Source organism: Bradyrhizobium sp. USDA 4452, assembly GCF_054063575.1.
In genome coordinates, this window is the sequence record NZ_JBSSGK010000001.1 from 4,461,521 (window position 1) to 4,482,473 (window position 20,953).

Here is a 20,953-nt window from a genome sequence, read left to right on the forward strand (position 1 = left end):
TTTTGCAGGTCGCGTGGTTCCATAAGCGGGGGAACGGGAGCCACGATGATCGAGACCAAGCAGACGGCCGCGCTTGTTTCCATGGCGACGACGGTTCCACCGCATCTATTCCATCAGGGACAAATCCTGCAGGCGGCGCGCAACCTTCTTGCCGACCGCTATCCCGAATTCGCCACGCTCTCCAGCCTGTTCGCCAACACCGGCATCCAGCATCGCTACGGCGTGAAGCCGATCGAATGGTATCTTGAGCGCCGCGGTTGGCCCGAGCGCACGCAGGCGTTCCTGGAAGGCGCGGAGGCGCTGTTCGTCGAAGCCGCCCGCAAGGCGATTGCGCGCGCCGACCTGAGCGGCAGCGACATCGATGTCGTGGTCACAGTGTGCTCGACGGGCATTGCCACGCCAACGCTGGAGGCGCGCGTCGCCAGCCAGCTCGGCTTGCGGACCGATGTATCGCGCGTGCCGGTGTTCGGCCTCGGCTGCGCGGGCGGCGTGTCGGGCCTGTCGATCGCGGCGCGGCTGGCGCAGGCACAGCCTGGTGCGAACGTGCTGCTGGTTGCGCTCGAGCTCTGCACCCTCGCGGTTCGCCATGATGAGCTCACCAAGGCGAATATCGTCGCGGCCAGCCTGTTCGGCGATGGCGCCGCTGCGATCGTGCTGCGCGCCGGCGACGGCGGTGCGACCCGGATCGAGGCGGCCGGCGAAAAGCTGTGGCCGGATACGCTCGGCATCATGGGCTGGACGGTCGATCCGGAAGGATTCGGTGTCGTCTTTCAGCGCACCATTCCGGATTTCGTTCGCGACCATGTCGGGCCGGCCGTTGCCGAGATCCTGGCGCGGATGGAGCTGACGGCCGATGATATCGATCGCTTCCTCTGTCATCCCGGCGGCGCCAAGGTCATCGCCGCGCTGGAGCGCGCGCTCACGCTCGACCAGGGCACGCTTGGTCACGAACGCGACGTCATCGCGGCGTGCGGCAACATGTCGGCCCCGACCGTTCTCTTCGTTCTCGAACGCGCCCGCGCCAACGGCTTGCCGCCGCGCTCGCTGCTCACCGCGCTCGGGCCCGGCTTCACGCTCAGCTGCGTTGCGCTCAGGCACGCGGCATGAGCCTGGCTTCGCTCATTCTTGCGTCGGTCACCTTGCAGCGTCTCGGCGAGCTCGTTCTGTCACGTCGCAATACGGCGCGGCTGCTGGCGCAAGGCGTGATCGAGGTCGGTGCCGCTCACTATCCGCTCATCGTGCTGGTTCACGCCGGCTGGCTCGCCGCGCTTTGGATCTGGGGCCGCAACCAGGATGTCAACCTGGCCATACTCGCGGCCTTTCTGGCGTTGCAGGCCTTGCGGCTGTGGGTGCTCGCTGCGCTCGGGCCGCGCTGGACCACGCGGATCATCGTGTTGCCGGGCACGCCGCTGGTCGCATCCGGGCCGTACCGATATTTCCCGCACCCGAACTATGCCGTCGTCGTCGGCGAGATCGCGCTGCTTCCGCTCGCACTGCATCTGCGGGAGTTAGCGCTGATTTTCACCTTGCTGAATCTCGCGGTGCTTACGATCCGGATTCGCGCCGAGAGCCGCGCGCTCTCGGTTGCGGACTGGCCGCGCGTCAGCACGCCATGAGCGACCGGGCGGATCACCCAACCGACAGCCCGTCGGCGGCGACCTGGGCGGGCTTCCTGCTGATGTGCATCGGCATGTTCATGGCGATCCTCGACATCCAGGTCGTCGCGACCGCGCTGCCGACGATCCAGCGTGCGCTGGCGATCTCGCCGTCCGCGATGAGCTGGATCCAGACCGCCTATCTGATCGCGGAGGTGATCGCGATCCCGCTGACCGGATTGTTCACCCATGCGCTGTCATTGCGATGGCTGTTCGCGTTCGCCGTGAGCGTGTTCACGATCGCCTCGGTCGGCTGCGCCGTCAGCGGCGGCTTTGCCGTGCTGCTGGCCTTTCGTGTGCTGCAGGGACTTTCCGGCGGCGTCCTGATCCCCGCGGTGTTCTCCGCCGTGTTCATGCTGTTCCCGGCGCGGCTCCATGCGGTGGCGACCACGATCGGCGGTGTCGTCGCGGTGCTCGCACCGACCGTCGGACCTGTTGTCGGCGGCTGGATCACGCAGACCTGGTCTTGGCCGTGGCTGTTCCTGATCAACCTGATTCCGGGAACGATTGCGGCGATCGTCACGCCGCTGCTGCTTCCGAAGCAGAGCGCGAATCCCCGCGCATTCGCCAGACTGGACACGTGGTCGCTGGTCCTGCTCGCAGCGGCGCTCGCAAGCCTGATGATCGGCTTGAAGGAAGCGCCGCAGCGCGGCTGGGGCTCGATGTTTTGCCTCAGCCTGCTGGCCGGAAGCATGGCCGGGATGGCGCTGCTGATCCGGCGCACGCTCCGCGCGGCACATCCGATTGCGCGATTGACGCTCTTCAGGCGGCGTTCGTTCGCGATCGGCTGCGCGCTGAGCTTCTGCCTCGGCATCGGCCTCTATGGATCGACCTATCTGATGCCGGTGTTCCTCGGCTTCGTCCGCCGCCATGATGCCTTCGAGATCGGCACCGTCATGCTGGTCACGGGAGTCGCACAGCTCGTCGCCGCGCCGCTGGCGGCCATCCTCGAAAGCCGTATCGGCGCGCTTGCGTTGACGAGCGCGGGCTTCGCCCTGTTCGCGCTGGGTCTCGGCTTGAGCGCCTTTCAGCCCCGCACGGCGGATTTCGGAGAAATGCTCTGGCCGCAAATCGTGCGCGGCGTCGCGATCATGTTCTGCCTGCTGCCGCCGACTCGCATTGCATTGGGTGCCTTGCCGGATGCGGAGGTTGCCGATGCCAGCGGACTGTTCAACCTGATGCGCAATCTGGGTGGCGCGATCGGGATCGCCTTGATCGACACCATCCTCTACGGGCGAAGCCCAATTTACGGTGAGGATTTTCGTGCACGCCTGCTGGCAGGCGATCTCAACGCGGCACAGGCGATCGGCCTCGATCCGATGTTGCTGATCAACCGTCCGCCAGGTGCGCCGGACGAGGCGGCGGTGGCGTTTGTTCGACCGCTGGTCGAGCGGGCATCGCTCGCGCTCAGCGTCAACGAGGCATGGGCGCTGCTCGCCTGCGTGGCGATCGTCGGGCTTCTGCTGGTACCATTGGCGCGCGATCGGACGCCTGCATCGGTGCAGGTGCCGCGGAATGCCGTCTAGATCGAGGACACGTTGCTGCGCCGCGCCGGCTCGATCAGCTCGCGCCGCGGGCCCGACAGCCGCTTGTACATGTGCACCATGAAGGCCATCCCGAACAGCGGCGTCGCCAGATTGATGATCGGGATCGAGACGAAGGCGGCGATGAACAGGCCGGCGGTGAACACGGTCGCGGCATTCTCCTTGCGCATCGCCTTGGCGTCATCAGGCGAGCGGAAGCGCATCGCGGCGAGCTCGAAATATTCGCGCCCGAGCAGCCAGGCGGTCGCGATGAAGAAGATGATGAAGCCCGCGCCCGCGAACAGCACGAACGGCAGCGCGACTAGGTAGACCAGGACCGTCAGCAGTGCCGTCTTGACGCCTTCGATCGTCGCGAGCGTGACCGGCAGTGCGACGCCGGGATGGTCGGCCGGATAGTGCTCGCGCTCGACATGGTCGGCGACGTCGTCGACGAACAGGCTCGCCACCAGCGAGGTGATCGCCGGCATCAGGAAGATGCCGCCGAGCACGACGCCGAGGCCGGCAGAGATCGAGATGATCCAGGACAGCACGTGCAGCGTGGAATGGAAGCCGGGGCCGAGCATGCCTTCGGCCCAGACCTCGCCGGTTTCGGCAAACCAGCTCAGCAGCCGCTGCAATCCGATTGCCAGCACGGTGATCAGCACCAGCGCAAGGCCGATCGAGCGCCACAGGATCGTGCGCATCGGCGGCGACAGGATTTGCGAAAGCGCCTTGACGGCGGCGTCGAACATGACCGGGTTACCTCTGCAAATTGACGAGCGAGAGGTAGCCACCCGTTATGGCTTCGGCAAGTGCCGCGTGTGTCGCGATGAGAGTGTTAATGCGCTAGGCGTCGAGCGGCTTGCCGCGGACGTTGGGTCCCCAGACACCGATCGTAATGATCACGATGACCATCGCTGCGGTGATCAGGCCGAACACCCCAATGGCGCCGGCCTCCTTCAACATGAACGCCACGATGAAGCCGGAGAAGGTCGCGCTGAGCCGGCTCATCGAATAGACGAGCCCTGCGGCGCGCGCCCGGATCGCGGTCGGGAACACCTCGGTCTGGTAGGCGTGATAGGCATAGGACAGCGTCATGTTGGCGCCGGTCACCAGCACGCCGCTGGCGATCAGGAGCACCGGCTCGGTGAGCTGCGCGAAGGCGAGGCCGAACACCGAGATCGCGGCGGCGGCGCCGCAGATGATCCATTTGCGCTCGAAGCGGTCGGCGAAGGTTGCGGCCAGCAGCGGCGCGAGCGGATAGGCGAAGGCGATGATGAAGGAATATTGCAGGCTCTTGGTGACGTTGATGCCCTTCTCGACCAGCAGCGCCGGAACCCAGTTGGAGAAGCCGTAGACGCCGAACGCCTGGCACAGATTGAAGATCATGAACAGCAGGACGAGCGAGGCATAGGGCGGCCGGAACAGATCGGCATAGCCGGTCTCGATTGGCGCACGCGCCGGCGTGGTCGCTGCGGTGCGGACAGGGCGCGGCGCGGCGGCAGGCGATGCAGCCTCGAGCGTCCGCATGATCTTTTCGGCCTTGGCAAGGCGGCCATGCCGAGCCAGCCAGAGCGGGCTTTCCGGCACGTAGAGCCGCAGCACCCAGATGATCATGCTGGCGGCGGCGCCGATCAGCACCACCCAGCGCCAGCCATCGACGCCGTAAGGCGACAGCGGCACCAGCCACCACGACAGCGCGGCGACAACAGGCACCGCCGACAGCATCACCGCCTGGTTGATCGCAAAGGCCCGGCCGCGCATCCAGCTCGGCACCAGCTCGGTGATGTAGGCGTCGATGGTGATGACCTCGATGCCGATCCCGATCCCGGCGATGAAGCGCCACAGCAAGAGGCCGCCCGGCGTCGTCTGGCACGCCATAATCACCGACGCCGCGCTGTAGAACAGCAGCGAATAAGTGAACACGGTCTTGCGCCCGTAGCGATCGGCGAGAAAGCCGAGGCAGAAGGTGCCGATGAACAGGCCGGCGAAGGTCGCCGCGACGAAGGCGCCGATCCCGGAGAAGCCGAAGAACGCCTGGGTCGTCGTGGTCATCAGCCCGCTGCGGGCGAGGCCCGGCGCGATGTAGCCGGTGAAGAACAGATCGTAGATTTCGAAGCAGCCGCCGAGCGAGAGCAGGATCACGAGCCGCCAGACATAGCCGGAAGTCGGCAGCGCCTCGAGCCGGCGCGAGATCTCGTCAGGTCCGCAAGTCGTGTTGGCAAGATCGGCAACCGAGCCGAGTTCGACGGCGCTCATGATGATCCTCCCCGAATGGTCCGGCGGCCGCCCTTCTTGCGAAGGCGTGCCGCTCCGGCATGTTTGGCGGCCGGGTGCCAGAAATCCAGACGAACATATCGAAGGAACCGTTCGATATTTTCGATAGCGTTGCTTCTGATGCGCTTGGAGGCACATTTAGATCAGGAGCGTTGCCTCCCAGGCGCCGCGTCCGACCTGTTCGGCGATCAGGGAGCGGATCAGCCGGCACATCTCCTCCATGACGTAGGTCATCGGCCGGTTGCGCAGGCGGCAGAGATAGAGCGTCCGGCTCAGCTTCGGCTCGATCACCTCGCGTGCGACCAGCAATCGCGCTTTCAAGGGCTCGCTGACGAAGTGCGTCGTGGCGATCGTGCAGCCGAGACCTGCGGTCAGCGCGCCGATCATGCCGCTGGTCGAATTGAGGTGCAGGATAGCATTGGCCTCCAGCCGCTTCAGCGGCACGGGGTCATCCAATAGGGCGCGGGCCGACAGCCCGTGCCGCAGCAGGATCAGCGGCAGCTGTGCCACCTCGTCGAACGTGATCGGTCCCTTCTTGCCGATCAGCTTCTCCGTGCCGACGCAGAACATCTGCTCCTCCAGCACCGGCTCGGCGATCAGATCCTTTTCCGACGGCGGATTGTAGACCAGTGCCAGGTCGACCTCGGAACTCATCAGATGCAGCAGTGTCGCGCCGGAGAGACTTTCGGTCAGCGACAGCTTCAGGTTGGGATACTTCGCCAGCACGGTGCGCATCAGCGGCACGCCGATCGCCTTCATGCCGGAATTGGCCATGCCGATCGAGATCTCGCCGGCAATCGCGCTGCCGCCTTCCTTGATTTCGCGCTCGGCCGCCGCCATCGCCCGCAGGATGATGCGGGCATGCTCGTACAGCCGCTCACCTGCCGCGGTCGGTTCCATGCCGCGCGGCTTGCGCTCGAACAGCGGTGTGGCGAATTCCGCCTCCAGATTGGCGATGTGGTGGCTGAGCGCAGATTGCGCGACATTGGCCTGATCCGCCGCCCGCGACAGGTTGCGCTGCTCGTAAACTGCGATGAAATAGCGGAGCTGGCGTGAATCCATACGGGATGAGCGTTCTAAAACGACGAATACACTATTCGACAGATTATATTTTTCAGATAGCGTGCGAAAGCCTAACCTGCGCCGATCACTCAAACGAGCGCAACGAGCACGGAGAAACCGATGACCGGGAGCGGACTGCCGCTGGAGGGCGTGAGGGTCATCGAGATGACCCACATGGTGATGGGGCCGACCTGCGGTATGATCCTGGCGCAACTCGGCGCCGAGGTGATCAAGGTCGAACCTCCGGCCGGCGACAAGACCCGCTCGCTCGGCGGTATGGGCGTCTCGTTCTTCCCGCTGTTCAATCGCGGCAAGCGCAGCGTCGTGCTCGACCTCGCCAAGCCCGAGGACCGCGACACGATGCACCGGCTGCTCGCGAGCGCCGACGTGTTCCTGGAGAATTTCCGCGACGGACAGCTCGACAAGCAGGGGCTCGGGCCTGAGGAGCTGCGCGCGAAATATCCGCATCTGATCATCGCCGGCCACAAGGGCTTTCTCTCCGGGCCCTACGATCACCGTCCGGCGCTCGACGAGGTCGTGCAGATGATGTCCGGGCTCGCGGCGATGACCGGCACGCGCGACAAGCCGCAGCGCGTCGGCTCTTCCGCCAACGACATCATGGGCGGCATGTTCGGCGTGATCTCGATCCTCGCCGCGCTCTACCAGAAGCGCGGCGGCAACACTGATGGCGCCGACATCCGCATCGGCCTGTTCGAGAACTGCCTGTTCCTGGTTGCCCAGCACATGGTCGAATACGAGATGACCGGGCGCAAGCCGCGCTCGATGCCGGAGCGCGAGCATGCCTGGCCGATCTACGACATCTTCGATACCGCCGGCGGCGATCGCATCTTCATCGGGGTCGTCACCGAAGGCCATTGGCAGAGTTTTTGCCGCGAGTTCGGTTTGCAGGAGTTCGCGGACGATCCGTCGTTGAGCTCGACCACGGACCGCATCATGGCGCGCGACCGCATCATTCCGCGCGTCGCCGAGGTGATCGAGGGCTGGAACGTCGCCGACCTCTCGGCGCGGCTCGACGCGCTCAACATCTGTTTCTCGCCGATCAACCGGCCCGAGGACCTTTTGCAGGACCCGCATGTGTTGCGTCCGGGTGGACTCGTCAACAATGTCAACGCTGACGGCAAGCCGTTCCGCGTCCCTGCGCTGCCGGTCGAGTGGAACGGCAGCAACATCGGCGAAGGCCTGACAGTGCCGGTGCTTGGCGCCGATACCGATGATGTGCGCGCTGAACTCGCGCAACAGACAATTTCATCAACCGGAAACGCTGCGTGAGGCTGACATGACCCGCGTCCACGATATCTATCCCAACGACAAGGTAAGCCTGCGCGAGGTCGGTCTGCGCGACGGCCTGCAGCTCGTGAAGACATTCCCCTCCACCGCGGCGAAGCAGCGCTGGGTGCGCGACGAATATGCCGCCGGCGTCCGGCACTTCGAGGTCGGCTCGTTCCTGCCGGCCAAGACATTTCCGCAGTTCGTCGATGTCCGCGATGTGGTTGCCACCATCGCATCGCTGCCCGGGGCGCATGGCATCGCGCTGGCGCTGAACGAGCGCGGCGTCAACGAGGCGCTGGCCTCCGGGGTCGCCGAGATCGCTTCGGTGGTGTCGGCGACCGAGGAGCACAGCCAGGCCAATGCGAACCGCTCGCGCGAGTCGGCAATCGCGAACATCAAGCGTCTCTGCGAGCTGCGCGACGCCAGCGCGCACAAGCCGCTGGTCAATGCCGCGATCTCGATGGGGCTGGGCTGCTCAATCGTGGGCGCGGTCGATCCGAAGGAAGTGCTGCGCCTCACCGAGAAGCTCTACGAGGTCGGCGTCGACATGGTCGCGATCGCCGACACCGTCGGCTATGCCGGGCCGAAGCAGGTCGGCGAGCTGACGCGCGGCGCGGTGAGGATCGCAGGCTCGAGGCCGGTCTGCGTCCATCTGCACGACACCCGCGGCATGGGCATCGCCAATGCCTCGGCCGCGCTCGACGAGGGCGCCCGCGTGCTCGACGGCTCGCTCGGCGGTCTCGGCGGCTGCCCGTTCGCGCCGGGCGCCACCGGCAATGTCGTGTTCGAGGACCTCGTCTTCCTCTGCGAGAGCAAGGGATTTCCGACCGGCATCGATCTCGACCGGCTGGTCGAGGTGCGCGCGATCCTGAAGGCCGAGATGCCGAACGAGCAGCTCTATGGCGGCCTCGCCCGCGCCGGCCTGCCGCGCGGCACCAAAGCGAAGGCGGCGTGACGCCCGCGTAGCCCGGATGGAGGCACGCAAGCTCAATCGTGCCGGTGCCCCCGCTTGCGCGGCTTCTTGTCCGCCGCTGTCGGGATCATCACGACGCGGCCGTAGCGCACCCCGCGCTCGGCGATGACGTGGTCGGCGAGGTGGCGGACCTCGCTGCTGGCGCCCTTCGGCGCCGTCACCTCCATGCAGCTGTCGTCGTCGAGATGCACATGCAGCGTGGCCAACGACAGATCGTGATGGCCATGGAAATTCTGCACCAGCCGCTTCGACAGGTCGCGCGCGGCGTGATCGTAGACATAGACCAGTGCCGCGACGCATTGCCCTGACGGCGCGTGCTCCGCGCTCTGTTGCAGGCCGGCGCGCGCGAGATCGCGGATGATCTCGGAGCGGTTCTGATAGCCGCGCGCTTCGGCGGCGGCGTCGATCTCCGCGAGCAGATCATCTTCGATGGTAATGGTGATGCGTTGCATGGACTATCCGTCTTGGTCGTCAGTATGACATTGATCTTGAATCATCATACCGAGCTTGCTAGCGTCGTTTCGCCGGGATTGGTTTGGGCTGGTGCGGTCGTCGCGTGACTGTAGCAGGTATCATGCGGGGGCATGCGCATTGCGTCGTACTGCATGGCGGATATTTCCCGCCGCCGCATCCATTGCAGCATTCGCGCCGATCGCCGAAGCGCAGATGCTTCCCACCGCGCCCGGGCAATTGCCGCCGGTGACCGTGACCTCGCCCGATCAGGCTCCGCCCAAGCGCGCCGGGCCATCGCAGCGTCGACATCACGTCGCCGCTGGTCGCCGCACGCCCACGGCACCGCAAGCGAGCCAAGCTGTGCCGGCGACCGGCGTCAGCGGCCACTCTGCGACCGTGTCTGCCTCCAGCCTGCAACCGACCGCGGCGAGCGAGCGGCAGATCAGCGGCGAGGAGGTGAATGCACGGCCGGTTTCGCGCGTCGGCGAGGTCCTCGAGGCGGTGCCGGGATTGATCGTCACCCAGCATTCCGGCGAAGGCAAAGCCAATCAGTATTTTCTGCGCGGCTTCAATCTCGACCACGGCACCGATCTCGCCATCACCGTCGACGGCATGCCGGTCAACATGCCGACCCATGGTCATGGCCAGGGCTATGCCGACATCAATTTTCTGATCCCGGAGTTGATCCGGTCAATGGATGTCCGCAAGGGTCCCTACTACGCCGACAAGGGCGACTTCGCGTCCGCGGGCGCGGTCGACATCAACTACCTCGATCGGCTTTCCAAGAATATCGTGGAGCTGGCCGCCGGCAGCTTCGGCTACCAGCGCGCGATGGCGGCGGGCTCGACCAAGATCGGTGACGGGACGCTGCTCGCAGCCTTCGAGGCCACCAAGTACAATGGCCCGTGGGACGTGCCCGACGACATCCGCAAGCTAAATGGCGTCCTGCGCTACAGCCAGGGCACTGCGACCGACGGCTTCTCGTTGACCGCGATGGCCTATTCCAACGGCTGGAATTCGACCGACCAGGTGGCGCAGCGCGCGATCGATCGGGGTCTGATCGGCCGTTACGGCTCGCTCGATCCGACCGATGGCGGCACCTCCAGCCGCTTTAGCCTGTCCGGCAATTGGGCGCAGTCCAACGACTACGGGCAGACCAGGCTCAACGCCTACGTGATCCGCTCGTCGCTGCAGCTCTACAACGACTTCACTTACTTCCTCGACGATCCCATCAATGGCGATCAGTTCAGCCAGACCGACAGGCGCACCGTCTATGGCTTCGATGCCGGCCATGCCGCGGATATCCGTATCGCCGGCATCGACACCCAGACCCGGGTCGGTGTGCAGACGCGCTACGACGACATCAATGTCGGCCTGTTCAAGACCGCGCAGCGCGAGATCCTGTCTACCGTGCGCAACGACCAGGTGCAGGAGAGCAGCGTCGCGCTGTGGGCCGATAGCACCGCGCGCTGGACTGACTGGCTGCGCACTACGGTGGGCATCCGCGAGGACTATTTCGCGGGCCACGTGCTGAGCGACGCGCCGCAGAATTCCGGCAACGCGCAGGCGGCGATGACGAGCCCGAAGGCCGGCATCGTGCTCGGCCCCTGGTCCAGGACCGAGTTCTACGGCAATGTCGGGTTCGGCCTGCATTCCAATGATATCCGCGGCGCGACCATCACCGTCGATCCCAACGACAAGATGACGCCGCTCGGACGCGTCCCGCTCCTGGTGCGTTCGAAGGGGGCCGAGCTCGGCATCCGCAGCAAGGCGATCGACGGTCTCACCTCGTCGCTCGCGGTGTTCGTGCTCGATTTCGATTCCGAACTGCTGTTCGTCGGCGACGCCGGCACCACCGAGCCGAGCCGCCCGAGCCGGCGGGTCGGCGTCGAGTGGACCAACCAGTACAAAGTGCTGCCATGGATGAGTCTCGATTTCGACCTCGCCTATACCCGCGCCCGCTTCACCGATTTCGATCCGATCGGGAATTTTATTCCCGGCGCTCCGGCCTGGGTCGCCAGCGGCGGCGTCACCTTCGGCCGCGACACCGGCTGGTTCGGCAGCCTGCGCGCCCGCTATTTCGGCCCGCGTCCGCTGATCGAGGACGACAGCGTGCGTTCGCTGTCGTCGTTCATCGTCAACGCCCGCGCCGGCTACAAATTCGACAACGGCATGCGGCTGCAGCTCGACGTCCTCAATCTCTTCAATGCGCAAACCAACCAGATCGAATATTACTATCTGTCGCGGCTGCCGGGCGAGCCGATCGATGGCGTCGCCGACCGTCATGTACATCCCGCCGAGCCGCTCGCCGTGCGCCTGACGCTGGCGGCGACGTTCTGATCAGTCGCGCGTGCGGCGGATCGAGCTGAAGTCCTCGACATCGGGCTGCACAGGCGGTGTCTCGCGATAAGGCGGGACGATGAGCATCACGACCCGCCGTGTCCGACCGGGCCTGCCCAGCAGCGTCGCCTGTGCATCGAACTCGGAGCGAAAGACGTCGGTTGCGCGCAACGTCGTGCGCGCCATCCAGCTCAGGCAGTCCGTCTGGTCGGCGAAGCACAATGCGGCCCAGCCGCGATCGAGCGTGGTCTTGCGCGGCAGGCCCCAGGTGTACTGATAGGCGAACGGCCGGGCATAGCGCGGATGATCCGGGCTGTAGAAGGCGGCAGCGAAGGCGAGCGCGTCGTCGCCGCTGACGGCGGCGAGCGGCGTCCCGGCCGCGTCGCGCCATCGCGCGGTGAGCTCTGCCGCGGCGGCGTGATAGAAGTCGCGGCCTTCTTCGTAGCCGTAAGCGTTCCGATAAAGGGCGTGGATCGGTGCGCCGACGACGACCGCGAGAATGGCGATCCCGGCCACCATGACAGCCAAGTTGACCGCGTAGAAGCGCTCGATCGGGTAGCTCGTCGTGCACACGATCAGGATCACGAACAGGAAGAGACCCTGCACCGCCCAGAGCGAGGGCAGGTCGGTGCCGACCGCGAGCGAGACGATCGCCGGAAACAGGATGGTTCCAATTGCGACCAGCAGCAGCAGGCGGAGCCCGGCGTTCATCGCGCGGAAATCGGCCGGCAGCCGCGCCAGCCGGGGGCCGGCAATGAATACCCAGGTCACCGCCGGGATCGCGAGCGCTGCGATCAGGCCCAGGATGAAATAGGTGACTTCCCACAGTGCGGCGACATGATCGACGCCGGCATGCGCGAGCGCATAGTCGAACGTCGTCGCCCCTGTCGTGGCGAGCCAGTGCAGATGCGCCCCAAGCACGAGCATGCCGGCCAGCGCCGAGATCCAGGGCGAAGCCGACAGCAGGTAGCGGCGGCGATCCGGATGCAGCACGGAAGCGAAGACGAAGCTTGCGACCAGGAAGATCGAATAATACTTGCCGAGCATCGCGAGCGCGCAGGCTGCGCCTGCCGCGATCGCCCAACCGAGCTGCCTCGGCGCCTCGAACGCACGCAGGAAGCAGTAGGTAGCCAGCGGCCAGGCCGCCAACAGCACCGTGTTCGCGTTGAATCGCTGGGCATGGAATTGATAGACCGGCAGCAGCATCAACAGCAGCAGCACGATCGCCCGCTTCTCGCCACGGACGAAGCGGCGGGCGATCAGATCGACCGCCCACAGCGCTACCGCTGCGTTGACCATCGCCATCAACTGAAGCGACCAGTCGGTCAGAGGAAAAACCGCGGTCCATCCCCGCGCGATCCAGCCCATCAACGGCGGATGCTTGGGGTATCCCCATGCGAGATGCCGGCCGAGCGTCCAGGTCTCGAGCACGTCGGGGTGCAGGCCGGCGCCGAGATAGGCGATGACGAGATATGCAGTCCAGATCGCGACGAAGAGCACGAGCAGAATCGGGATCGACCAGCCGGTCTCGATTCCCTCCAGCCATGTGATCAATGGACGACGCCAGCGCGCCGGATCCTTCTCCGACGCCGCGGCCATCGCCGAGAAATTGATGAGCGAAAGCACCGTAAAACTACCGAATGAAAACAAGCTTGAAGCGCGCGCACCCTAATGATGCGGCCGCGAGAACTCAACGACGAAGCGGGACGATAAGACGGATTCCGGATCAATGGTTGACGCGGCCGGTGCTCGACATGTCGAGCCCGACGCCCGCGTCCGTCACGCCGGCGCGATCTCTGCCGCGGTCATTTCCGCAGCCGGAAGCGCCGTCTCTTCGTCAGTCGCTTCAGGAACAAGCGGCGGCGACTTGCGCTCTGGAAACACACTGAATTCGCCGGCTACCTCCTGGAGCGGCTTTTGCTTGTCGGCCCAGTGCAGGGCCGTGTAGTCGAAACCGTGCACGATGGTGGGTTTGACGATTTCGAAATAGGGCGAGATGTCGAAGTCGCGCGGCATGTAGAGCGAGGAATCGCGGATGTGCAGGATCTCGCGGCGCGCCTTGCGGCTGGCGGCGCGCGTGATCTTGGGCAGGATCGGGTAACGCACGGCGTCGAACGCCTGCGCGATCAGCGCCGAGCAGATGATCTTGGTCGGATCGCCGGAGCCGAACGCGATCATGCGGCGCCGCCAGCGCTGCGGGATCGGCAGCGGAAACAGATAGCGTGCGAGATCGACGATGTTCTTGGTGTCGTACCCGAAGCCGATCCGGTTGATGGCGTAGCGGCACACCGTGGTGCGGTCCTCGAAGGACAGCCCGACCGGGCGGCAGAGGCGGGTGTGATAGGTGAAATATTTCGACAGCGGCGCGGAGGTGACGCCCTCGCCGACATTGGCCTCGATCAGCACATGCTGCTCGCCGTCTGGTTCGAATGCGCCGTCGATCGGTCCGACGAACAGCGCCGCGTGCGACCAGGTCGATTGCGTGAGGTATTTGATGATGCCGGAAATCCGGTTGTTGCCCTCGACCAGCAGGACATCGCCTTCCTGGATGATGCCACGCAGATGGTCGGGATCGCTCGGCGTGAACGGCTCGTAGCCGGGCACTTCCTTCGACAGGTACCCCGCGATCCATTTACCGACGGTATCGAGCATTACGCCCATGGATTCCCCCCAGCGGTTCTACGACCGCTTCTGTTGACTTAATCATGGTCGCAAGCCGTTGCAATTTAGTTCATGCCATCGGCGGATCAATCATGATTGATTTACCATGATGGTTGCTGCGGTCGGTGAGATGCGGCACAGTTCGCGAAGCGTTCCCTTTCTCCGCAAGTCCCCGGAAACCATGCCAGAAGCTATGTCATGCCAGTGACCCGCCGCGATTTCCTGTCGGCGTCTGCAGCTCTCGCGCTGGCGCCCGCGCTCGGCGGGCGGGTTGTCGCCGCGCCGCTGCCGCGCGAGGCCGACATCGTCGTGGTCGGCGCGGGGGCCGCGGGCATCGCCGCGGCGCGGCGGATCGCCGCCGCGAACCGCAAGGTGATCGTGGTGGAGGCGTCCGGCCAGGTCGGCGGGCGCTGCCAGACCGATGCAACGACCTTCGACGTGCCGTTCGACCGCGGGGCGCGCTGGATGCACAATCCCGAAACCAATCCGATGATCCGCCTGGCGCGCTCGGCGGGCCTCGACATCGTCACGGCGCCCGCCGGCCAGAAGATTCGCATCGGCCGTCGTTACGCCCGCCCCGGCGAGACCGAGGAGTTTCTTGCGGCGCTGGTGCGTGCCAATCGCGCCATCGACGACGCCTCGCGCAAGGCCGATATCGCCTGCGCTGCTGCCATGCCGAAGGATCTCGGCGATTGGGCCGGCACCGCGGAGTTCCTGCTCGGCGCCAATTTCAGCGGCAAGGATCTGAAGGACCTCTCGGCCGTCGACAAGGTGCGAGCGCAGGATCGCAACACCGCGATCGCCTGCCGGCAGGGGCTCGGCGCGCTGATCGCAAAGCTCGGCGAGGGGCTGCCGCTCGTGCTGTCGACACCGGCGCAGCGCATCCTGTGGAGCAACCGCGACGTGACGGTCGAGACGGCATCCGGCAAGATTGTCGCGCGCGCGGCCATCGTCACGGTGTCGAGCAACGTGCTGGCGAGCGGCAATATCAAGTTTGCACCGGAGCTGCCGAAGCGCGCGCTCGACGCGGCCGCCAAGCTGACCCTCGGCAGCTACGACCGCATCGCGTTGCAGATCCCCGGCAATCCGCTCGGGTTGTCGCGCGATGACGTCATCGTCGAGCAGAGCAATTCGACCAGGACGGCTTTGTTCTACGGCAATATCGCGGGCTCCTCGTTGTGCACCATCGACGTCGCAGGCTCGTTCGGCCGCGACCTGTCTGTACAGGGCGAGAAGGCGATGACAGCTTTCGCAGTGGAGTGGCTGAGCAAGCTCTATGGCAGCGAGGCCGGCGCCGCCGTGAAGAAGACCAGCGCGACGCGCTGGAATGCGCAGCCCTTCATCCTCGGCGCGATGTCGGCGGCGGCGCCCGGCGCGCAATTCTCGCGCCGGATCCTGTCCGAGCCGATCGGCGCGATGTATCTCGCCGGCGAGGCCACGCATGAGACGCTATGGGGCACGGTCGACGGCGCCTGGGAGAGCGGCGAGCGCGCCGCCGACGCCGCGCTGCGCCGGATCGGAGGGGTGAAGGAGACGACGCCGGAACCTGCAGTGCCCGCCGCAAAACACAAGCGCCGCGCGCCGCGCTCTGCGGGGCCGATGAATTGACGGTGGGGTGAGATCGAGTAGCGCTGCTCGATATGCGACCAGAACGCTGCCGCATAACAGCTGTCGTCGCGGCGAAAGCCGGGACCGATCACCCACAGGGGTGTGCCGCAGGAGTGAGCTGTGGCGCCGCGTCGTGCAGCAATCAGGGCCTGTGGTTATGGGCCGCGCTTCGCTTGCCCGGGACGACAGCGGTTTGTTGCACGATCTTGGAGTCGCACATCCGCCTCACACGGGCAGCTTCAGTTCCATCAGATCCTTGGCCACCACGATCCGGCCCTTGAAATTGGTCTTCACGTCCCGCGTCCAGTCGTCGTCGGTAACATCAGGGTCGTCGCCGGGAACGAAGTGGCTCAGCACCAGCGTCTTGACGCCCGCGGCGGCTGCGATGCGGCCGACATCTTCCGTCGATGTGTGGCTGTCGAGCAGGTGCTTCTTCAGCGTCGCGCCGTTCCTGGTCTTCGCCACCAGCCGATCGACCGCCGGAATGTACAGGCACTCGTGCACAAGCACGTCGGCACCCCTGGCGAATTCGGCGAGCTTCGGATTGTAGGCCGTGTCGCTGGAGAACACGATCACACCGTCCGCCGTCTCGAACTTGTAGGCGAAATTGTCGACGATGGGCGGATGTGGCGTGCGGAACGCGGTGACGGTGACGTCAGGCGTCTTCAGCACCACACCGTCGTCGGTGATGTCCTTGGCGATCAGCAGCTTGCGCGGATCGGGCCGGCCTTCATCCGCGATCCGGGTCTCGACGTCGAACTTGTTCAGCTCCCAATATTCCTTGGTCATCGCCTCGATGCCCTTGGGGCCGAACGAATGGACCGGCGTCGAGAGGCCGGCCGCCCAGCCGTTGTAGAACAGATTGCCGTATTCCAGATTGTGATCGGAATGGTGATGGCTGATGAAGATGTATTTCACGGACGGGATCGGCACGCCGGCATTGACCAGCTGGCGGCTGACGCCCATGCCGCAATCGATCACGAACGGCGTGTCGTTGACGACGACGAGATTGGCGGGATTGGAGGCGCCGATGCCGACCCGCGGACCGCCCTTGGTGCCGAGGAACACGATGCGCGTGCGCGGCTTTGTGCCTTGAGCGTGCACGCCGGGGGCCGCGAGCAGGGCAGCGCTGCCGAGCGCCAGTTTCAATGCATTGCGGCGATCGATCATGGTCTTCCTCCCTTGGCTTTATTCCGAACGCGACCCTAACCGCCGCGCAAAATGCCATCAAGCGCAGGCAGGCCGACGATGACCGCGGCTGCGATCAGCGCGTAGCAGATCGCGCGAAACATCTGCTCGCTTGCCTTGCCGAACAGCGCGGCGCCGAACCAGACGCCGATGCCGTAGACCGGACCTACGATCAGCGAGAACTTGACCGATTCGATCGTGATCAGTCCGGTGAACCAGTAGCTGGCCAGCGAAAAGAAATCCGAGGCGCCGAAGAACAGCACGATGTTGGCGCGCGAGATCACCGACGAGATCGGGCGCCCCAGCCAGTAGGCCACGATCGGCGGCCCGCCGGTCTGTGCGAGGCCGCTGCAGAAGCCGGACAGGCCGCCGACGCCGATCGAGAGCGCGGGGTGATCCTTGCCGTGGTAGCGCCAGCCGGACAGCAGCAGCGCGAGCAGCGCCGCGACGAAGCAGGAGATGATCCAGCGCGTCGTCACTGGCTCGAGCACGGTCAGGAAATAAGTGCCGACGGGAACGCCGACCAGCGCGCCCGCGACCATCACCGCGGTGGCCTTGCGGTCGGCGTGGGTCCAGGCGTTCGGCAGCAGCGGCGCCGCGGCGACGAAATCGATGATCAGCAGCAGCGCGGCCACCAGCCGCGGCGCCGCCACGCTGCTCGCGAGCGGCATGAAGATCAGCGCCGAACCGAACCCGGAGAAGCCGCGCGCCGTGCCCGACACGAACGCGATCGCGCAGATCGCAAGCGCGATGTTGGTGGAGATGTCGGAGGGGATCAGGGAGAGAGAAGTCATGAGTGAGCGAAGAGAGCCTCAAACGCGAGCGCCATGTTATCAACCCCCGTCATCCTAAGGTGCGAGCGCAGCGAGCCTCGAAGGATGCACGGCCACCGACGGGGCCATCGACCCTTCGAGGGCCGCTGAAGAAGCGGCCACCTCAGGGTGACGGTGATGGGTTTGAGTCCGCGGCCCTGCAGCTATGCGGCACCCCAGCCCGCCTCACGCCCGCAGCGTACCGCCGGTCTTCTTGGTCACCTCGGCAACGACCTTGGCGGCGACCGCGTCGATCTCCTGGTCGGTCATCGTCTTCTCGCGCGGCTGGATCGTCACCGCGATCGCGATCGACTTCTTGTCGGGATCGATGCCCTTGCCTTCGTAGACGTCGAACACCGTCACGTCGGTGATCAGCTTCTTGTCGACGCTCTGCGCGGCGCGGACGATGTCGCCGGCCTTGACGCTGCGGTCGACGATGAAGGCGAAATCGCGCGACACCGGCTGGAACGCGGAGAGCTCCAGCACCGGTTTGGCGCGCGTCGCCCTCTGCTTGCCTTGCGGGATGCGCTCGAGGATCACCTCGAACACGAGCATCGGACCGTCGGCGCCGAGCGCTTCGGCGGCACGCGGATGCAGCTCGCCGAAATAGCCGAGCACGTTCTGCGGGCCGATCTGGATCGTGCCCGATCGTCCCGGATGCAGCCACGCCGGACCGCCAGGGACGATCTGCAACGCCTGCATCGGCGCGCCGGCGGCCGCCAGCACGGCGAAGGCGTCGGCCTTGGCATCCATCGCATCCGCCGATGTCGAGCCGGTCCAGTGCCGCCCGATGCCCTTCGACGAGGCGTAGCCGTGGCGCACGCCGGAGGCGGCCATGAGCTGGTCTTCCGGGCGGTCGCCGCGGAACACCTGGCCGACCTCGAACAGCGCCACGTCAGGATAGCCGCGGTTGATGTTGGCCTGAACCGCCGCGACGAGGCCGGGTAGCAGGCTCGGCCGCATGTCGGAGAGATCGGCCGCGATCGGGTTGGCGAGCACCAGCTCGCTCTGGCCGCCGCCGAACAGTTTTGCCGCATCATTGGTGATGAACGACCAGGTCACGGCTTCCACCATGCCGCGAACGCCGAGCGCGCGCTTGGCGCGTCGGGTGCGCTGCTGCATCGGCGTCAGCACCGGCTTGCGCGGCTCCTCGCCACGCTCGAACGGCGTCATCGGCACCTTGTCGACGCCGACGATGCGCACGATTTCCTCGACGATGTCGGCCTTGCCTTGCACGTCGGTGCGCCAGGACGGGATCGCGATCTTCACGACGGGCCCGTTGCCGGCCAGCATGAAGCCGAGCCGGGTGAGGATCATCTTGACCTCGACCAACGGCACCTCGATGCCGGCGAGCCGCTTGACCTCGCTGAGCGGGAAGTCGATCACGCGGTCTTCGCCGAACTGCTTGCCGACCACGACGTTCACGGACGGCGTGCCGCCGCACAGCTCCAGCACCAGTCTGGTGGCGAGCTCGAGCCCGGGCACCATGAAGGCCGGATCGACGCCGCGCTCGAAGCGGTAGCGCGCATCCGAATTGATGCCGAGCTTGCGGCCGGTCTGCGCGATGTTGATCTCGTTCCACAGCGCCGATTCGATCAGCACATCGGTGGTGTTGTCGTCGCAGCCCGAGGCTTCGCCGCCCATGATGCCGGCGAGCGACTCGACGCCGTGCTCGTCGGCGATCACGCAAGTCTTGCTGTCGAGCGTGTAGGTGCGGCCGTCGAGCGCGAGCAGTGTCTCGCCGTCTTTCGCGCGGCGTACGGTGAGGTTGCCCTGCACCTTCCTGGCGTCGAACACGTGCAGCGGACGGGCGCGGTCGTAGGTCATGAAGTTGGTGATGTCGACCAGCGCGTTGATCGGGCGCAGGCCGATCGAGGTCAGCCGCTTCTGCAGCCATTCCGGCGACGGACCGTTCTTCACCCCGCGCACCAGCCGCAGCGCGAAGCCCGGACACAGCGTGGCGTCTTCCACCTTGACCTGAATCGGGCAGGGGAATTCGCCCTTGATCGGCCTGATGCCGGAATCCTTGAACTTGCCCATGTCGGCGGCGGCGAGATCGCGCGCGATGCCGTGCACGCCGGTGCAGTCCTGCCGGTTCGGCGTCAGATTGATCTCGATGACGGGATCGCCGAGCGCGGCCCATTCGGCATAGCCCTTGCCGATCGGCGCGTCCGCCGGCAGCTCCATGATGCCGTCGTGGTCTTCCGAGATCTGCAATTCGGCCGCCGAGCACAGCATGCCGCGGCTCTCGACGCCGCGAATGGTGCCGACACCGAGCGTGATGTCCTTGCCGGGGATGTAAGTGCCGGGCGGCGAGAACACGCTGATCAGTCCCGCACGCGCATTCGGCGCACCGCACACCACCTGCACCGGCGCGCCGCCGTCGCCCGTGTCGACCATGCACACGCGCAGCCGGTCGGCATTCGGATGCTGCTCGGCCGAGATCACGCGTGCGATGGTGAATGGCGCGAGCTGTTTCGCCTTGTCCTCGATGTTCTCGACCTCGAGACCGATCATGGTGAGCTTGTCGGCGAGCTTGTCGAGCGGCTCGTCGGTCTCGAGATGTTCCTTCAGCCAGGAGAGGGTGAACTTCACGGCTGCATGCCTCGGTTCTTGTTGGTGGTTACTGATTGATCTTGATCGGTGTTTCCGTTCCCTCCCCCCTTGTGGGGGAGGGTCAGGGAGGGGGGTGAGCCGCTTGCTCCGACCCTGGTCGCCTCGCGGATCGCTTCTACGACTCCTTCCAGATTCGACGTCACTTGTTCATTGGTGAAGCGCAGAACCCGGAAGCCCTCAGAGCTAAAGAAAGCATCGCGACGTTCGTCCGCCTTCTGACGCTCCTCGAAATCATGCGAGTCGCCATCGAGCTCGATGATCAGATTTGCGGAGAAGCAAACGAAGTCGACGACGTAATTCTTGATCGGCGTCTGACGACGAAATCCGACCCCGTCCATTCGATTGGCCTTCAGGTGGCGCCACAGCAGCGTTTCGGCGCGCGTCATCGTTTGGCGAAGCTGCTTCGCTCTGTTGCGCTGACGTTCGCTGACGACTGCGTGCGGCATCCTGGGCTACCCCCCTCCCTGACCCTCCCCCACAAGGGGGGAGGGAACG

At 65.6% G+C, this 20,953-nt stretch carries 17 protein-coding genes; 7 read left to right on the forward strand and 10 right to left on the reverse strand.

Annotated elements, in window-relative coordinates; all coding sequences use genetic code 11:
* The first annotated feature begins 45 nt into the window (after nucleotides 1–45).
* From ACVISU_RS21435 to ACVISU_RS21445, 3 genes are read left to right on the forward strand one after another with little or no spacing between them, the layout of a single operon-like run.
* The gene (locus ACVISU_RS21435) at nucleotides 46–1,107 is read left to right on the forward strand and encodes a type III polyketide synthase (protein WP_456708228.1); all 1,062 of its coding nucleotides are present in this window, start codon (nucleotides 46–48) and stop codon (nucleotides 1,105–1,107) included.
* The gene (locus tag ACVISU_RS21440; RefSeq protein WP_456708229.1) at nucleotides 1,104–1,616 is read left to right on the forward strand and encodes an isoprenylcysteine carboxyl methyltransferase family protein; all 513 of its coding nucleotides are present in this window, start codon (nucleotides 1,104–1,106) and stop codon (nucleotides 1,614–1,616) included. Before ACVISU_RS21435 ends, ACVISU_RS21440 begins: the two co-directional genes overlap by 4 nt.
* Nucleotides 1,613–3,181 carry a DHA2 family efflux MFS transporter permease subunit gene (locus ACVISU_RS21445; RefSeq protein ID WP_456708230.1) on the forward strand — a complete coding sequence of 523 codons (1,569 nt, stop codon included), beginning with the start codon at nucleotides 1,613–1,615 and terminating at the stop codon, nucleotides 3,179–3,181. The genes ACVISU_RS21440 and ACVISU_RS21445 overlap by 4 nt, the downstream gene beginning before the upstream one ends.
* Here the strand turns inward: ACVISU_RS21445 and ACVISU_RS21450 are convergent.
* From ACVISU_RS21450 to ACVISU_RS21460, 3 genes are all read right to left on the reverse strand, one after another.
* Entirely contained in the window at nucleotides 3,178–3,930 is a 753-nt protein-coding gene (locus ACVISU_RS21450; RefSeq protein ID WP_456708231.1) for a sulfate transporter family protein, read from the reverse strand. The genes ACVISU_RS21445 and ACVISU_RS21450 overlap by 4 nt on opposite strands.
* 94 nt (nucleotides 3,931–4,024) lie before the next feature.
* Nucleotides 4,025–5,437: an MFS transporter gene (locus ACVISU_RS21455; protein ID WP_456708232.1), complete on the reverse strand. Its 1,413-nt coding sequence runs from the start codon at nucleotides 5,435–5,437 to the stop codon at nucleotides 4,025–4,027.
* A 156-nt stretch (nucleotides 5,438–5,593) separates the two neighbouring features.
* Nucleotides 5,594–6,517 carry a LysR family transcriptional regulator gene (locus ACVISU_RS21460; RefSeq protein ID WP_050404318.1) on the reverse strand — a complete coding sequence of 308 codons (924 nt, stop codon included), beginning with the start codon at nucleotides 6,515–6,517 and terminating at the stop codon, nucleotides 5,594–5,596.
* A 120-nt stretch (nucleotides 6,518–6,637) separates the two neighbouring features.
* Here ACVISU_RS21460 and ACVISU_RS21465 point away from each other — a divergent pair, with 120 nt between their 5' ends.
* Nucleotides 6,638–7,807, forward strand: a complete 1,170-nt coding sequence (locus ACVISU_RS21465; RefSeq protein WP_050404317.1) for a CaiB/BaiF CoA transferase family protein — start codon at nucleotides 6,638–6,640, stop codon at nucleotides 7,805–7,807.
* Nucleotides 7,808–7,814: 7 nt separating this feature from the next.
* Nucleotides 7,815–8,762, forward strand: a complete 948-nt coding sequence (locus ACVISU_RS21470; RefSeq protein WP_456708233.1) for a hydroxymethylglutaryl-CoA lyase — start codon at nucleotides 7,815–7,817, stop codon at nucleotides 8,760–8,762.
* Nucleotides 8,763–8,794: 32 nt separating this feature from the next.
* Here the strand turns inward: ACVISU_RS21470 and nikR are convergent, their stop codons facing one another.
* The gene (gene nikR, locus ACVISU_RS21475; protein WP_456708234.1) at nucleotides 8,795–9,232 is read right to left on the reverse strand and encodes a nickel-responsive transcriptional regulator NikR; all 438 of its coding nucleotides are present in this window, start codon (nucleotides 9,230–9,232) and stop codon (nucleotides 8,795–8,797) included.
* Between the two features lie 214 nt (nucleotides 9,233–9,446).
* Between nikR and ACVISU_RS21480 the strand changes: the two genes are divergently transcribed.
* The gene (locus ACVISU_RS21480) at nucleotides 9,447–11,573 is read left to right on the forward strand and encodes a TonB-dependent receptor (protein WP_456708235.1); all 2,127 of its coding nucleotides are present in this window, start codon (nucleotides 9,447–9,449) and stop codon (nucleotides 11,571–11,573) included.
* Here the strand turns inward: ACVISU_RS21480 and ACVISU_RS21485 are convergent, their stop codons facing one another.
* Both ACVISU_RS21485 and ACVISU_RS21490 read right to left on the reverse strand, forming a co-directional pair.
* Nucleotides 11,574–13,172, reverse strand: coding sequence for a glycosyltransferase family 39 protein (locus tag ACVISU_RS21485; RefSeq protein ID WP_456710872.1), 1,599 nt, complete (start codon nucleotides 13,170–13,172; stop codon nucleotides 11,574–11,576).
* Nucleotides 13,173–13,352: 180 nt separating this feature from the next.
* Nucleotides 13,353–14,234: a YiiX/YebB-like N1pC/P60 family cysteine hydrolase gene (locus ACVISU_RS21490; RefSeq protein WP_244522176.1), complete on the reverse strand. Its 882-nt coding sequence runs from the start codon at nucleotides 14,232–14,234 to the stop codon at nucleotides 13,353–13,355.
* 198 nt (nucleotides 14,235–14,432) lie between these two features.
* On the opposite strand from ACVISU_RS21490, the gene ACVISU_RS21495 reads away from it, so the two are divergent.
* The gene (locus ACVISU_RS21495; protein ID WP_456708236.1) at nucleotides 14,433–15,842 is read left to right on the forward strand and encodes a flavin monoamine oxidase family protein; all 1,410 of its coding nucleotides are present in this window, start codon (nucleotides 14,433–14,435) and stop codon (nucleotides 15,840–15,842) included.
* Nucleotides 15,843–16,067: 225 nt separating this feature from the next.
* Here the strand turns inward: ACVISU_RS21495 and ACVISU_RS21500 are convergent, their stop codons facing one another.
* From ACVISU_RS21500 to ACVISU_RS21515, 4 genes are all read right to left on the reverse strand, one after another.
* On the reverse strand, nucleotides 16,068–17,012 hold the full coding sequence (locus ACVISU_RS21500; protein ID WP_456708237.1) for an MBL fold metallo-hydrolase: 945 nt from the start codon (nucleotides 17,010–17,012) through the stop codon (nucleotides 16,068–16,070).
* A gap of 35 nt (nucleotides 17,013–17,047) precedes the next feature.
* Entirely contained in the window at nucleotides 17,048–17,824 is a 777-nt protein-coding gene (locus ACVISU_RS21505) for a sulfite exporter TauE/SafE family protein (RefSeq protein ID WP_050404310.1), read from the reverse strand.
* A 204-nt stretch (nucleotides 17,825–18,028) separates the two neighbouring features.
* Nucleotides 18,029–20,437, reverse strand: a complete 2,409-nt coding sequence (gene pheT / locus ACVISU_RS21510) for a phenylalanine--tRNA ligase subunit beta (RefSeq protein ID WP_456708238.1) — start codon at nucleotides 20,435–20,437, stop codon at nucleotides 18,029–18,031.
* The gene (locus ACVISU_RS21515) at nucleotides 20,434–20,904 is read right to left on the reverse strand and encodes an endonuclease domain-containing protein (RefSeq protein ID WP_456708239.1); all 471 of its coding nucleotides are present in this window, start codon (nucleotides 20,902–20,904) and stop codon (nucleotides 20,434–20,436) included. The genes pheT and ACVISU_RS21515 overlap by 4 nt, the downstream gene beginning before the upstream one ends.
* Nucleotides 20,905–20,953 lie beyond the last annotated feature (49 nt).